The sequence below is a fragment of the Mesorhizobium sp. USDA 4413 genome, assembly GCF_056280365.1.
This window is the reverse complement of sequence record NZ_JBVPRP010000001.1, coordinates 5,704,571-5,717,541: the sequence shown is the minus strand read 5'-3', so window position 1 is coordinate 5,717,541 and position 12,971 is coordinate 5,704,571. Positions and strand designations below refer to the sequence as shown.

Sequence of the window (12,971 nt, the reverse complement as noted above, 5' to 3'; positions counted from 1 at the left end):
GCCGAAACGCATTTCGCTCCGCATGTCGGCCCTAGCTTGTAAAATGTGGCCTACGATGGACACGACAATTAGCGTGGCGACGATCGTCCAGAACATGAGCGTGTAGATGCGATGCTAAACAACCTAGCGATCGGAGGATACTAAACTCTGCTTTTTGTCGCGTCCGAACTTCATGAAGCGAGGATCGATAAATTCTCCCCGTATTTGAACTTGGGCGTCACCCGTGTGCGGCAGAAGCAATTCGAGTTGATCGCGCGAGGTTTTTCGGCGAACTGGGGTATGTCGCTCCGGTTGGGGAATAGGGGGCATCCTGGGAGGTCGTCCATCCAGGATGTCTTCGATCGTGATGACTTGGAGGCGGGGCAGTCGTCCGTGAGCTGACCTCGGTACGAAACCCGCTCGGGCGGCCTCCGTCAACATCGGCCCTGTTGGAGTCGCTAAGCAAACCAGGATACCCATTTCGGCTTCTTCGCGCTCAACAACGCCCCGAAGATCCCGAACCATCTGCACGCCGATATGTTCGCCACCTTTCACCGAAATGATGATTTGGCCATCGCCGTATGGCCCGTTTTTGTAGGCTACTCGACCGTCGATGCCCTGGTCTGCCCCCTTCTTCTCGTCGCGTTGATAGCTCTGTGCTCCAAGAAGCCAAGCAGCCCACCATTGGAATTGATGCTTGTCGCGATGCGCCAATTCCCTGGCGCCATCCAGAGTGGTTGGCCTTCCATAAACCTCGTACACGGCGCCCGCTCGCCAACGCGCTAAGCGCTCCTCGATCAGCGTGACGGCATAGTGCGCGACGTCGATTCCAATCCATTGCCGATGAAGCTTTTCGGCTGCATCAACCGCGGTTCCGCAGCCACAGAACGGATCCAACACGACATCTCCTTCGCGCGATGACGCAACGAGCACTCGCTCGAGCAGCGCTAAGGGCTTTTGCGTAGGATAGCCTAGCCGTTCCTTTGCCGTTTGGTTCAACCGATCGATATCGGTCCAAACATCGCCGACGACGACTTGTCGTTGCGAGGCATCGAACGGCTTTTCGGCGCGACGTCGCGGCCAGCCGCCATTCTTCGGCCAGTGTATCAAGCCCGCTAAGTCCCACGCCTCCATTTGGATGGAACTGTATCCCCAATGACGCCCCATCTTCGTCGGGTTGAACCCGCGCCAGGGTTGCCCGCTCTCGCCCTGCTTGGTGATCCCGGCGCCGGTCAACTCATAGGTCTGATATTTCATGCCATCCGAACCGGTTATCAGGGTATGAGGAAGTTTGGCGGCCTCACCAAGAATCCGCTGCGCGCTAAAAGTCGCCGACTCCGGGCTGGAATACATCAACAGCGTGTCGTGCAGGCGAGGCCACTGGCCAACCGTGCTGCGCGAGTTTGTTCGCTTCCAGATAATCTCGTTGCGGAACCAGTCGTGGCCGAACGTCGCGTCCAGCAGGATCTTGAGATAGTGCGAAGCGGTGGGGTCGCAGTGGAGGTAGATCGAGCCGGTGGGCTTCAAGACGCGTTGGAGTTCAACGAAGCGCACAGCCATCATGGCGAGATACGCCATCATTGCGTTTTGATCTCCCAGCCACCGACGGATGCCGGAGAGCGCCAGCCCCAGTTTGCCGTGGTTGCGAACGTCGTCGTATGCGGTCTCAGCAGCATCGCCCCATTTCCAGGTGTCCTTGAATGCTTCAACCTGCGCGTCGGCTTCGCTGTTTGTCGAATTCGATTGGAAGAAAACGTTGTAGTTTGCGTCTGATTTGAAGGGAGGATCCAGATAGATCAGGTCGGCACTCTCGTCCCGAATCTTGTTACGCAATATGTCGAGATTGTCGCCATAGAAAAGCTTGTTCATCGATGTAGCCCCGTCCGCCATAGGCGGAGTATCGACGAGGATTATTAACGAATACTGCTATGGAGTTGACCGGTCAAACGCGCTATATTTTTTGCGCCGGAACAGCCGCAGTCTCGGGCAGCTGCATCACCGCCCCGGCCTCCGGGGCAAAGGTCAACCACTTTGCCTCTGTCGATCTCATCTTAAGAGCAGGCGCCACGGCGGCGCGATTGGGAAAGTGCAGTTGCAAGTGATGCAAGCTGCCGAATCCCGAGAGGCCCGTCATCCAATACAGCTACAAGGCTCGTCAGGATTGGGCCGAGAGCGGCGCCGCTCTGGACAATGACCTGGCAAACATCGCTGACAGCATTGGCGACACGATCGACGCGCTCGCCGACATACGTCGCGCCGATGGCGCGCTGCCCAACCAGAAGGTGACGGTCGAGAGTCTGGCGCCCAATGGAGCCGCCGCACTGTTTCTGCTACGAGCACAGGGCCGAACGCGAGCAATTCCTGTAGGAGCATGACCGGATGTCGTCATCAATTCGTGCATGAACTGGAAAGCACGGCCGACCACATCGCTGACGCTTCACGGGCGGATTTGCAGGTGCTGTTGCGGCGGGCCGCTTTGCTGCTTCGAAATGTCGGCGGGATCAGCCTCGATCCGCGCACCGACGACGCGCTGACCAGCTTGGCGGCTGAGATTGGCACGGCTAGGCCAGATCTGGTGGAAACGATCGTCGGCGAATGGCTCGTCGCCAACTCGTATCTGCCGGTGCCTCATGCGGTTGACGAAGAGAGCACGGTGGACGGCAACGGATGATCAGCAGATCAAGGCGCGAAGGCGATAACGCCGATCGGGAGATCGACTGTCAGGAAGCTATGGAGCCAGGCTTTCAGGCGATCGTGGATTGCATGATCGAGGCCGGCTGGCAGCGCGGCGAGGTGATGCGCGCAGTGCGGCGCCTGATCGCCGCCGACAACATGACCCAGAAGGAAAACGCCAGGGTCGAAGCTCAACTGGCGATAGCGAGGGCGATGCTTCGCGCTGGCAAGGCATATTAGCAACCCCTTGACGAGGCCGGTGGCCGCGCCAGAGTCATGGCATGGCCAGGGGCATCAACATTGGCGACGAGGTCGCGATCACCGCGACCGTGCGCCGGCGAGTGACAGACGAAAGGATCAGCGTCTCGATCCCCGCCTACGGGTTTCCGCATTCGATCGTCGACCGAACGTCGAAGGTGAAGAAGGGCCGGCCGATAGAACTGGTAGGCGACGTCGCCCATATCGATGGCGAGTGGGTGACGGTGAATCTTGGCGTGCAGGTGACAGTGAACGTGGACACGCTCAAGCTGGTGACAGCTTATAAGCCGCCGACGAGAAAGACGCCGCTCGTCGACAAGGCGACATGACGTCAGATCACTGTCACCCTATGATCGGGATAACTCGCAACGTGAGCATCCGCGTCAGTCTGAGCCTGTTCTCGCGTTGGTCGGGGTGTTCCCTTCCAGCCTCCCTCAAACGGGCAATCTTGGCACCACGCAACGTAGATAGCTCCTGCTGCAGCGTCAGTGCTATCTAAAACAGGTCCGCCGCCCTTCCAAGCATGCGCCATGCTGTGTTGGCTGAAGGGCTCCGAGTCCTTCCCATAGGCGTCCTTCATCTCTTCATTTTCGGGCGTACCACCAGACATGTCGTCGTCTCCAAAGCTGAGCGTCGGGCAATTCCGACCGCCAGAGCATAGCCCAGAACTGGGATACGCATGTGAAATGCACCACACCAGCACTGCGCCCAGCCCCACCGGAAGCGGTGGAACGCGGGTCATCTCAAAACAAAGTTGTAGACACGCCCCCTGAATTGCCCGCAATATTGGCCGGGGTGGGGGATCAATCAATGAAGGCGAAGGCATTTCTTGCGGGCACGGCCGTGTTCATCGGCGGGTGCTCAACAAACACAAATGTTTCCGACAGCCAGCTTACGGCTCAAAACACCATAACGCTTTGCCGCTCGCTCGCCACCAGCACCGATGAGCAATATCGAAATCGAGTGGCAACGCTTCTAGTTCGGCGCGGTGCAACGGCCGAGAAGTGCACGAGGCTGATACAGACGGACAATGCTGTCGCGACTGGAATCGCTCTGGCGGCAGTAGGTGGCGCAGCGGCCGCGGCGGCTGCCAATAATGGCGGTGGCGGCTACTATGTTCCGCGGCCGCAGGCTTACGGCGTCGCCTGGGACCAGTTCTACGGCGCCAACTACAGCGTGATTTGGCGGTGCCGAGATATGGCGACCGGCCGGTTTGTCTACGACTACTATTGCGCTGGCATGCCCATGATCGACACCACGTGGCCGGGTTGGTCGGCTTAGGCGATGGACAAATTACGGCACGACAATCGATCTAATCAAAGGCGCAAGCGTACCGGCGCCAAGCGCTCACGCGCGTTGCGATGGGCGAGCGTGCCGCGACGGCTGATCTTCGCTACCGTCGTCGCGGCCGGCGTTCTTGCCGCGCTGACTACCATGCAGCACGCGGACCTCCTGCACGAGATCAATTTGCAAAACTTCGCCGGCGCCAAGCCGGACCAGATAACCGGCGTCGCCTTTGTCATCGACGGCGACACGATCGAAGTTCACGGGCAGCGGATCCGCTTCAACGGCATTGATGCGCCGGAGAGCAAGCAATACTGCGAAGACGCCGAGGGCTTCGAATATCCCTGCGGCCGGCGATCGGCCGAAGCGCTGGATAGCTTCCTGGCCGCCTCGAGGCCGGTGCAATGCACGTTCGTGACCTGGGATCGCTATCACCGCTTCGTTGGCGATTGCCGCCGCGCCGACGGCGCCAGCGCGGCGGCATGGATGGTCGAGCACGGCCAGGCGCTCGATTGGCCGCGCTACAGCAACGGCGCCTATGCGGCGGAGCAGGCGAAAGCAAAAGCGGCGAAGCTAGGCCTATGGGTCGGCAAATTCGACGCGCCTTGGGACTGGCGCGCATCGCATGCCGACAGCGCGGCGCCGGCGAGCCAGCCGCTCGGCATCGTCAGCCGCAAGCTTGTCGCGCAGAGCGGCGGCCTTTCCTGCGAACCGAGACGGACATGCAAACAGATCAGTTCCTGCGACGAGGCCCAATGGTATCTGCAGAACTGCTCATGGGGCGGCAAGCTGGACCGGGACAGCGACGGCGTGGCATGCGAGACGCTGTGCTAGGTCCACGTCTTTCGTTAGATGGCAGAGTTTAGCTTGGTGTTCAGCTTTTCCGGGCGTCCGTCAGGTCACCCGCTGCCGTCCAAAAATTCTTCATCGACATGAGATCAACCGCATTGTTTACAGCATCGGTCATAGTCAAAATTTTCTGAAGGCTTCCACGTCCTTCTTTGCATCGGCGGGGATAAGTGGTTCGGTCGCACGAATGCTGGAGAACTGGTCGTTGAGATTCTTGATCAGCTTGCTACGGGTGGGCGTGCTCACTGTTCTGTCGGCAAACATCTCCGTGGAAAACGCAGCCGCATAAACTTGAAATTCGCGGGTCGAATCCAACAGTGCCTGAATCTGCGCACTACGCTCAGCGTTGTGACCTGAATGCTCACCAGCCTGGTAGCTGATCCACCCGCTCCCCAAAATCGTCAGCACCGCACTGCCGGCCGAGACCCATCTCGGACTGTCGGTTTCAGACCACCACCCCAGCGAAACAATCGGAATATGCTTCTTCACTCTTGTCGTCATGTCAGCGCACCCTGTCCTGTTTGGGGCGCCACGCCAGAGGATTTGGCGTCGATTCCGGAGCCAATCTGCGTCCGCTTTCGCGCCTGAGCCTCGATCGTAACAATTAAATGGCCGACGGGAGCCGGCGTGACTGATCGGACATTGCCAAATCCTGATCCGAGTTAGGCTTCAGGACACTTCCAAGTGGACAGTTGTGAATGTTCAGTTGCCCTTTGGCTCTACTGTGCATAGAAGCACTATGCTGGGTCTATAGGGTTGGGTAGCAGGGCGTGGGTTCCAAATTCGAAAAGCTAACTAAGCTGCGCGAGTCTCTGCGCGAGACTAATCATGATTTCCGCGCCAGCACTCAGCTGTTTAGCAGCTTGGACGTCGCTAAGATTGATCGCGATATGGATCTCGCTGGCCGCGGGAGGGAACGTGGGGAGGCGAACCAGCCCCCCAAAAGCGCCAAGAACCTCGACGATGTCGAACACGCCATCATCGAACGCGTCGAGGACGAGAAGAAGGCCTCGTATCACACGCTTGAGGACAGCTTGCAGCTTCTCGGAGGGCGTCTCGCTGGTCTGGATTTCGAAGAACAATTCGGCCTAATCCGCCAGGCGAACGCAGCGAGCGTATCGGATTTCAAGGCTTCGGTTGCCGTCGGTTTAGACGAACTCCACGGCTTGAGAAGGGCTCTTAATGATGCGGAGAAAGAGCACGTCTGGTTCAAGGAAAAGCACGGCTTGATCCGGGCTGCACGCGTTCAGCATGGCGCGGCACACATTTTTCGGCTGTCGCTTCTCCTGTTCCTGTTTCTCATCGAGACCGCGATGAACGGTAATTTCCTCGCCAAGGGAAACGAGCAGGGCTTTTTTGGCGGCATCCTCGAGGCAGCGGCGTTCTCGTTCATCAACATTGGCGCAGCGCTGCTTCTCGCCGTCTTTTGCGCTCGGCTGGTCACCCACCGGTCGCTTTTCGTGAAGCTAGTTGGGGCCATATCGATCCTTTTCTACGTGGCCCTAGCCGTAACCATAAATCTGGCACTGGCGCATTATCGCGAGGTGAGTGGATCACTCGCCGACGGCGCCGGCACGGAAGTCATCCACAACATGCTAGCAAATCCGGCGGGCCCCATGGACGTGAAGTCGTGGCTGCTGTTCGCAATCGGACTCATGTTCTCGATATTTGCGTTTATTGACGGCTGGTTCGTGTTCGACCCTTATCCAGGTTACGCCGGCGTGGAAAATCGCCTGGTCGCTAAGCGTGAGGACTACATCGATCGCAAGAAGGAACTGATTGAAGAACTGCGAGACGTTCGTGACGACCACAGCGAGAAGGTCGAGGAAATCGTCAAGGAGCTGGGAAGCCGCCGCAGGGAGCATCGCGCTATCATCGATCACCGCTCGCGGCTCCTGGCGCTTTTTGGACAGCACCAGGATCAATTAGAGCGAGCCTGCAACCAACTGCTTTCGAAGTACAGGGAAGCCAACATCCAGGCCAGAACGGAACCAGCGCCCAAACATTTCGGCGCGCCTTACAAGCTCGATCGAATAAAGCCTTATGTTTCGGGCGACGGGGAATGGAGCGAGAGCGATATCGGTGCGTCGATCCGCGAAGCGCAGGACGAGCTCAATGGTCAGGTTCGCTTGATTGGCCAAGAATGCGAGCGGGGAATTGAGCAGTACCGGGATCTCGACAAGCTCCATCCGGACGGCGTGAATGTCTAAGCGGACTCGTAGGCGCAAGAAGCGTCAGGCGGGCACGATCGTAGCGGCCGCCGCTCTCGGGGGTCCTGTCGGTCGCGATGTTGACCGGCTTTGCTTGGATGTGGTCGCGATCTGGGAAGGGACAGATCGACGCGAACACGAATTGCCCCTTGGACGGCCCGACAAGTCTGACGGCCGTGCTGATCGACGCTACGGATCCTATTTCGGGGGCGACGATGTCCGACCTGAAGAACGAGTTCCGTAAAGCGATCGCGCGAGTCGAGCCAGGCGGTTATGTGAGAATCTATATGCTGAATTCCGATCCTGGCGACCTAACCGTGATGTTCGATGCCTGTAATCCGGGCGATGGGTCGACGGTGGATAGTTGGACGAACAACCCAGCACGCCGTCAAAAGAAATGGGAAGACGCTTTTGGCGATCCTCTGAGCAAGCTTCCGGATGAAATTCCAAATGGTGACTCGGTAAGCCAGTCCCCGATCATGGCTGGTATCCAGAAAATCAAACTGTCGCTGTTCGATAGCAGCTTGGCGAAACAAGGTAGCGCAAAGCGGTTGGTTGTCGCATCGGATATGATTGAGCACACTGCTCTGTATTCGCAGTACAGATCGGGACTCGATTACCAGAAGTACCTAACCAGTGCTGCCGACCGAACCTATGGCACCTCGCTCGATGGGGTGAACGTCACAATTCTCTACATCGATAGGGCAAAGAAGCCCTTTCAGTCGCTCGACCACGCAGAGTTCTGGGCGGAGTGGGTTCAGAGCCATCATGGCGAGTTCGACAAGCTTGTTGGCTTGGAAGGGTTAAACTGATGGCTAGGAAAGACGACCGGGCCCTGTTGGGTCACCCAGGTTTTCCGCTGGTTGTCTTTGCGGTCCTAACTCTAGGCGGCTGCGCCTTTATCGCTGTCGCCAAGTTGTCCGGTGTGAATCCCATTGTAGCGGCGGGCATACCGGTTTGCCTGATGTTTTTCTATCTGGGTGTATCGATCTTCACGGGGAAGCTTCGGCTGCACGACGAGCAAACTGGTGACAACCTCTACTACATGGGCTTCCTTTTCACCCTAACGAGCCTCGGCGTCTCGCTATTTCAGTTCGGATCGGAGGGTTCGACTGAGACGATCGTGAGGAATTTCGGTATCGCCGTTACCTCCACGATCACCGGTATCGCGCTCAGGATTTTCTACAATCAGATGCGCCGCGACCCTGCCGACATCGAGCGGACAGCGAGACACGAGCTCGCAGACATGACTCGGCGAGTGAGAGCAGAGATGGAGAGCGTGACCAGAGAGTTCGCCGATTTCCGTCGCGTCAGCCATCAAATGCTTGAGGAGGGCTTTGGCGAGATTGCAGCCCAGGCAGAACGGAACGGTGAGCATATTAGATCCGCTCTGGACAAGATCGCTATGGAAGCGATCAAGCCGGTCCAGGAGGCGTCGGGCAAACTAAGCGACGCATTGAAAGATAATTTCGGTCAGGTCGAAAGTCAGTTCTCTTCGATTGCGCAGCGAGTCGAGGCCGCTGCCGATTTGCTCGATAAAGCTAATGGTTCGATGTCCTCGTCGGTAAGCAAGCTCGGTACGCAAGCTGACACCGTCGCCACGAAGCTGGAGAAGGTTGTTGTTCCTGACGAGGTGCTGAAGAACGATTTGGCGCCGATGGTGAAGCTGCTTGGCAGCGCTGTCGCCCAGTATGCCGTTAAGACCGAAACCGCCTCGCAGGAGCAGCAAGCTCGGATGACCGGCATTTCAGAGGTGGTATCAAAGGTCGCTAGTGGTGTGGAGCGAGCGGCCGCGGCTGCAGAGAAGACCGCTGAGAGCGTGCAAGCTCAGCAGCGATTGACCGAGGCGCTCGCAGCCGTGGTGCAAAAGCAAAGCAAGGACACGAGCGAACTCATCGCGACTCTTGCTGAAAAGAGCCTTCAGGTCTCGCGCCCGACACCCTCCGCCAACGGCCCCATCGCAATCGATCCGGCACCTTTTGGAACTCCGGGTGTCGGCGAGGGCGCAGCAATAAAGATATCCGAGAGCTCGCAAGGCGATTCCTTCCAAACTTTGAGTGGAACACCGCAGGCAGAGAAGGTTGAAGCGCCGAGAAGATCTAGTTGGTGGGGCAGGTGAGCGACGTCAGCGGAACGTCGGTCGCTTTCGAGCGCAAAGGCTATGGCCGCGGCCTGATCCTTGGCCTAACGATGGCTGAGACAATGCTACTTCTCGTTTTCTGCCTCCTCTTGGCAGCAGGTGCCATCATCGCCAAGAAGGAAAAGGAGGCGGCGGAGGCGCAGAGGATTGCGCAATCTGCCGAGGAGACCGCTCGCAAACTCGGCGAAGAAAACAAGCGCCTGCTTGCTCAACTAAATGCGTTTAAGCCCGCGACGGGACGCAATGTCTCCGATCAAGAATGGCGCGAACTCGTCCTGGCGAAAGAGGCCGTCGAAACACTTAAGAAGGCGGGGCTGACGGTCGAAGAGGTGGTGAAAAGGGCGCCGGTCACCAAAGTGCTTGCTGAGAACGACGTCGACGTCGACCAAGGCAAGGTCATGATCGAGCATATGAAAGTTCTGAAGCAGAATGGCTATGTCGGCGGAGGCAAGACTCCGAAGGACCTCTCCGATGTCCTGAAGAAGGCCAACGAATTCACAGTCGCAGCCAAACCTCACGATTGGCCACCGATCATTAGTCTCAGCGAACTTGACGGCTACAATTTCGAATCTGGTAGCGCCGAGCTTTCCGATGGCTTCAAGACCAAGCTACGCGACCTGTCGAAGACGATTGCGGGTATTGCAACCTCATACGGCGTCGACGTCATCGAAGTGATTGGCCACACGGACGAGCAGGCGATGTCGGGCGTGTCGTCGAACATGGACAAGGGCCTCCAACCGGTCCTAGCAGGCAAGGTTGAGGTAGGTGCGCTTCATCCTGCCGACAACGCTGGCCTCGGTTTGGCTCGAGCGATCTCCGTCACGAGCATCCTCCGAGAGATGCCTGACCTGGGAGGGTTCACCATCTTGCCGATGTCCGGCGGGCAGCTGATCCTTCCTGGCGATCGTCTGACCGATGGAGCACAGGCTGGCGACGTGAAGGCCAGAAGGCGAATTGAAATCAGGGTAAGGCAGCGCTCCCGTGAAAAGGACCTCGCGCCTTCACAGGGATCGAAGTCATGACTGAGGGACAATGCCGTGACTTAGCGTTCACTGCATTGTGTCGGGGGGAAGGGATGGGGTTTTACGTTCGCAAATCGATCAGCGCGGGACCGTTCCGGTTCAATTTTTCATCGGGCGGCGTCGGTGTCTCTGTGGGCGTGAAGGGGCTTCGGATCGGAACGGGTCCACGGGGCCATTACATCCATGCAGGCTTTGGCGGTCTCTACTACCGAGGGACGCTCGGGAAGGCTGGTGCGAAAAACACCGCCCGGCAGCCAGCACCTCAAGGGCTGCAAATGACGCCGCAACCATCAGCCCCAGAATATATCGCCGATGGGGTCGTGATGAGGGAGATCGAGTCCGGCGACGTGATTGATATGCGCGATGAAACCTCGGCTGAGGTGCTGGACGAAATCAACGCCAAACAGTCGCAAACGCGGCTCTCGGTGATCCTGGCTGTTCTGTTCGGCATCGTGGGTTTCTTTGTCGGAAAAGCAATCGGCGGGGTAGGGCCGGTGGTTGGGGTAGCCGCCTTCTTATCTGGCATGTTGATTGGGGGTTGGTTCGACGGCTATCGCCGGGTGAGCGTGCTTTACTATGATCTGGAACAGGACGCCGAGGCTGCCTACGGCAGGCTGGTGGCTGCATTCGAGACGCTCACTGGTTGCGCGGGAAGGTGGCATGTTGCGGCAGGGGGCAAGATTGAGGATCTGACGACTTGGAAGCGGAACGCTGGCGCCAGCATGCTGGTCGACAAGAAGCCGACGACACTAGCAAGCACGTTACCCCAGGTTGTTCGCAGCAACGTTACTCCGCCGTCGATCCACGTCGGCCGGCAGGTTCTCTATTTCATGCCGGACCTTGTCCTGGTGAAAGATGGCAATCGGTACGGTGCCGTCGGCTATGCTGATCTTCGGACCCAATTTGCTCCCAGCAATTTCATTGAGACTGGCCGAGTTCCATCCGACGCCCAAGTCATTGGTTACACCTGGACACACCCCAACAAGAGCGGCGGACCCGACCGGCGGTTCAAAAACAATCGGCAGATTCCCATCTGTCGATATGAGGCGTTGCGACTGTCGAGCGGTAGCGGACTGAATGAACTCCTCGAGTTCTCGAAAACGAATATCAGTCAGCCGTTCTGTCAGGCAATCTCAGCGCTGGCCCAAGTGCACGGCTCGCACCGATCGACACCGCATGTGCAGCGCAGCCTAACGTCCAGATCGTGAACCTGCGCACGTAGGAAGGTCCACTGCAGCGAACTAGCGGAGGCCCTCGCAAGGTTTCCATCGCCGTCTCGGTCGAGTTTGCCGCCCCATGAGCACCAACGCGCTTCCTCACATGAGGAGATTTGCGAGCAAGCGTCGAGGCTGGCAGGAGTAGCTCTGCGCGACCTGCCGGTGCGTAATTAGGTCCAACTTACGATTTGTTGGAGGCTTTGGATCATCGGAGTGACCGGCGCGCCAATCCCACGGCGCCTCGAATTCGCCAGTCCACAACCAATTTCTGGCAGTCTTCGCTTGTAATTGCTGCTCCGCATACGCGCCGTGGCTGTATCGGGGCCAATCAAGAGCCTGACCGTGCTCAACCATCCAAGACGCCACGCTAGCGCCGTCCGCGCGACGACAGTCGCGCACGAAACGGTGGTACCTATCCCATGCGACGAAGTTGCATTGTACCGGGCGAGATGCGGCAAAAAAGGTGTCGAGGGCCTCGGTGGATCGACTTCCACATGGATAATCCAGTCTATTTGCATCTTTGCAGAGCTGGCGGCTCTCAGGCGCGTCGATTCCGTTAAAGCGGATGCGCTGACCGTGGACTTCGATCGTGTCACCGTCCACAACCGATGCCGTCCCCATAATGGTCTGTGGGTTGGCGGCAGTCCAGTTGGCTACTGTCGCTCCAAGATCGCCATGGCTGTCCGCAGCGAGGGGAAAAACGGCATATGCTGAAGCCGCCAGGCCAGCGACTGCTAGTGATGCGACTGCAAACGTCCGGCCGCGGGAAGCGCGGGCAACAGAGCTTCGGCGTCCAGGCCGTAAGCGCGACCGGTGCCGGCGGGATTGCCGATCGTTCCTCAATTGCTGGCTCTCCCCACTTGAAACGACGGACTAGCGTCCTCGTCCTCTCTTGACCGGCGCTTTCTTCTTCGTAGCTGTCTTGCGGCCAAGACCGAGCGCTTTGGCAAGACTGGAGCGGCTTTCTGAATAGGTGGGAGCGACCATCGGGTAGTCCGGAGGCAGTCCCCATTTTTCCCGATATTCATCGGGCGTTAGACCGAAATGCGTAGCCAAATGCCGCTTGAGCGATTTGAATTTCTTCCGTCCTCAAGGCAGATGATGTAGTCGGGAAACACCGACCGCTTCGGATTGACCACATCGTTTTGGGCTGGGGCTTTTGGTTCGACAGGTTACTTAACTCTGGAAAGCGACAAGTTTACGCTCTCAATAAGCTCGGGCAGGCAGGTAACTGGCACAGCGTTCTTACTGACGTAGTCGGAGACGATATCGGCGGTAAAGTCGATCAGATGGGCCACCTCATTCTCGGGACATGGTATATCCTTCTACTGACTGCAAT

13 protein-coding genes and 1 pseudogene are annotated in these 12,971 nt (G+C 58.1%); 10 read left to right on the top strand and 4 right to left on the bottom strand.

Features of this window, described 5'->3' with window-relative positions:
- Window positions 1-123: 123 nt before the first annotated feature.
- Window positions 124-1,848, bottom strand: a complete 1,725-nt coding sequence (locus tag ACVMIM_RS27830; RefSeq protein WP_052458295.1) for a DNA methyltransferase — start codon at window positions 1,846-1,848, stop codon at window positions 124-126.
- 502 nt (window positions 1,849-2,350) lie between these two features.
- Here ACVMIM_RS27830 and ACVMIM_RS27825 point away from each other — a divergent pair.
- The 5 genes from ACVMIM_RS27825 to ACVMIM_RS27805 all read left to right on the top strand — a co-directional run bounded on the left by ACVMIM_RS27825 (window position 2,351) and on the right by ACVMIM_RS27805 (window position 5,028).
- Window positions 2,351-2,650, top strand: a complete 300-nt coding sequence (locus ACVMIM_RS27825) for a hypothetical protein (protein WP_040990720.1) — start codon at window positions 2,351-2,353, stop codon at window positions 2,648-2,650.
- On the top strand, window positions 2,647-2,892 hold the full coding sequence (locus ACVMIM_RS27820) for a hypothetical protein (protein WP_040990722.1): 246 nt from the start codon (window positions 2,647-2,649) through the stop codon (window positions 2,890-2,892). Before ACVMIM_RS27825 ends, ACVMIM_RS27820 begins: the two co-directional genes overlap by 4 nt.
- Window positions 2,893-2,933: 41 nt before the next feature.
- Complete coding sequence (locus ACVMIM_RS27815) at window positions 2,934-3,239, top strand: hypothetical protein (RefSeq protein ID WP_476115798.1); 306 nt, start codon at window positions 2,934-2,936, stop codon at window positions 3,237-3,239.
- Window positions 3,240-3,720: 481 nt separating this feature from the next.
- A complete protein-coding gene (locus ACVMIM_RS27810; protein ID WP_040990726.1) occupies window positions 3,721-4,191 on the top strand; it encodes a hypothetical protein in 471 nt (156 codons plus the stop codon).
- Between the two features lie 3 nt (window positions 4,192-4,194).
- Window positions 4,195-5,028, top strand: coding sequence for a thermonuclease family protein (locus tag ACVMIM_RS27805; protein WP_082037402.1), 834 nt, complete (start codon window positions 4,195-4,197; stop codon window positions 5,026-5,028).
- A gap of 135 nt (window positions 5,029-5,163) precedes the next feature.
- On the opposite strand, the gene ACVMIM_RS27800 is transcribed toward ACVMIM_RS27805, so the two are convergent.
- Window positions 5,164-5,544 carry a hypothetical protein gene (locus ACVMIM_RS27800; protein ID WP_071097798.1) on the bottom strand — a complete coding sequence of 127 codons (381 nt, stop codon included), beginning with the start codon at window positions 5,542-5,544 and terminating at the stop codon, window positions 5,164-5,166.
- Between the two features lie 269 nt (window positions 5,545-5,813).
- On the opposite strand from ACVMIM_RS27800, the gene ACVMIM_RS27795 reads away from it, so the two are divergent.
- The 5 genes from ACVMIM_RS27795 to ACVMIM_RS27775 all read left to right on the top strand — a co-directional run bounded on the left by ACVMIM_RS27795 (window position 5,814) and on the right by ACVMIM_RS27775 (window position 11,623).
- Window positions 5,814-7,253, top strand: coding sequence for a coiled-coil domain-containing protein (locus ACVMIM_RS27795; RefSeq protein ID WP_040990730.1), 1,440 nt, complete (start codon window positions 5,814-5,816; stop codon window positions 7,251-7,253).
- Between the two features lie 149 nt (window positions 7,254-7,402).
- Window positions 7,403-8,065 (top strand): hypothetical protein, encoded by a 663-nt coding sequence (locus ACVMIM_RS27790; RefSeq protein WP_476115795.1) that lies wholly within the window; start codon window positions 7,403-7,405, stop codon window positions 8,063-8,065.
- On the top strand, window positions 8,065-9,372 hold the full coding sequence (locus tag ACVMIM_RS27785; protein ID WP_052458288.1) for a hypothetical protein: 1,308 nt from the start codon (window positions 8,065-8,067) through the stop codon (window positions 9,370-9,372). Before ACVMIM_RS27790 ends, ACVMIM_RS27785 begins: the two co-directional genes overlap by 1 nt.
- Entirely contained in the window at window positions 9,369-10,415 is a 1,047-nt protein-coding gene (locus ACVMIM_RS27780) for a hypothetical protein (protein ID WP_157895957.1), read from the top strand. Before ACVMIM_RS27785 ends, ACVMIM_RS27780 begins: the two co-directional genes overlap by 4 nt.
- A 53-nt stretch (window positions 10,416-10,468) precedes the next feature.
- Window positions 10,469-11,623 carry a DUF4236 domain-containing protein gene (locus tag ACVMIM_RS27775; RefSeq protein ID WP_476115794.1) on the top strand — a complete coding sequence of 385 codons (1,155 nt, stop codon included), beginning with the start codon at window positions 10,469-10,471 and terminating at the stop codon, window positions 11,621-11,623.
- Between the two features lie 108 nt (window positions 11,624-11,731).
- Here the strand turns inward: ACVMIM_RS27775 and ACVMIM_RS27770 are convergent, their stop codons facing one another.
- Together ACVMIM_RS27770 and ACVMIM_RS27765 are read right to left on the bottom strand one after the other, a co-directional pair.
- The gene (locus tag ACVMIM_RS27770; protein WP_476115792.1) at window positions 11,732-12,253 is read right to left on the bottom strand and encodes a thermonuclease family protein; all 522 of its coding nucleotides are present in this window, start codon (window positions 12,251-12,253) and stop codon (window positions 11,732-11,734) included.
- A gap of 252 nt (window positions 12,254-12,505) precedes the next feature.
- A pseudogene (locus tag ACVMIM_RS27765) lies at window positions 12,506-12,951 on the bottom strand (Ros/MucR family transcriptional regulator).
- Window positions 12,952-12,971 lie beyond the last annotated feature (20 nt).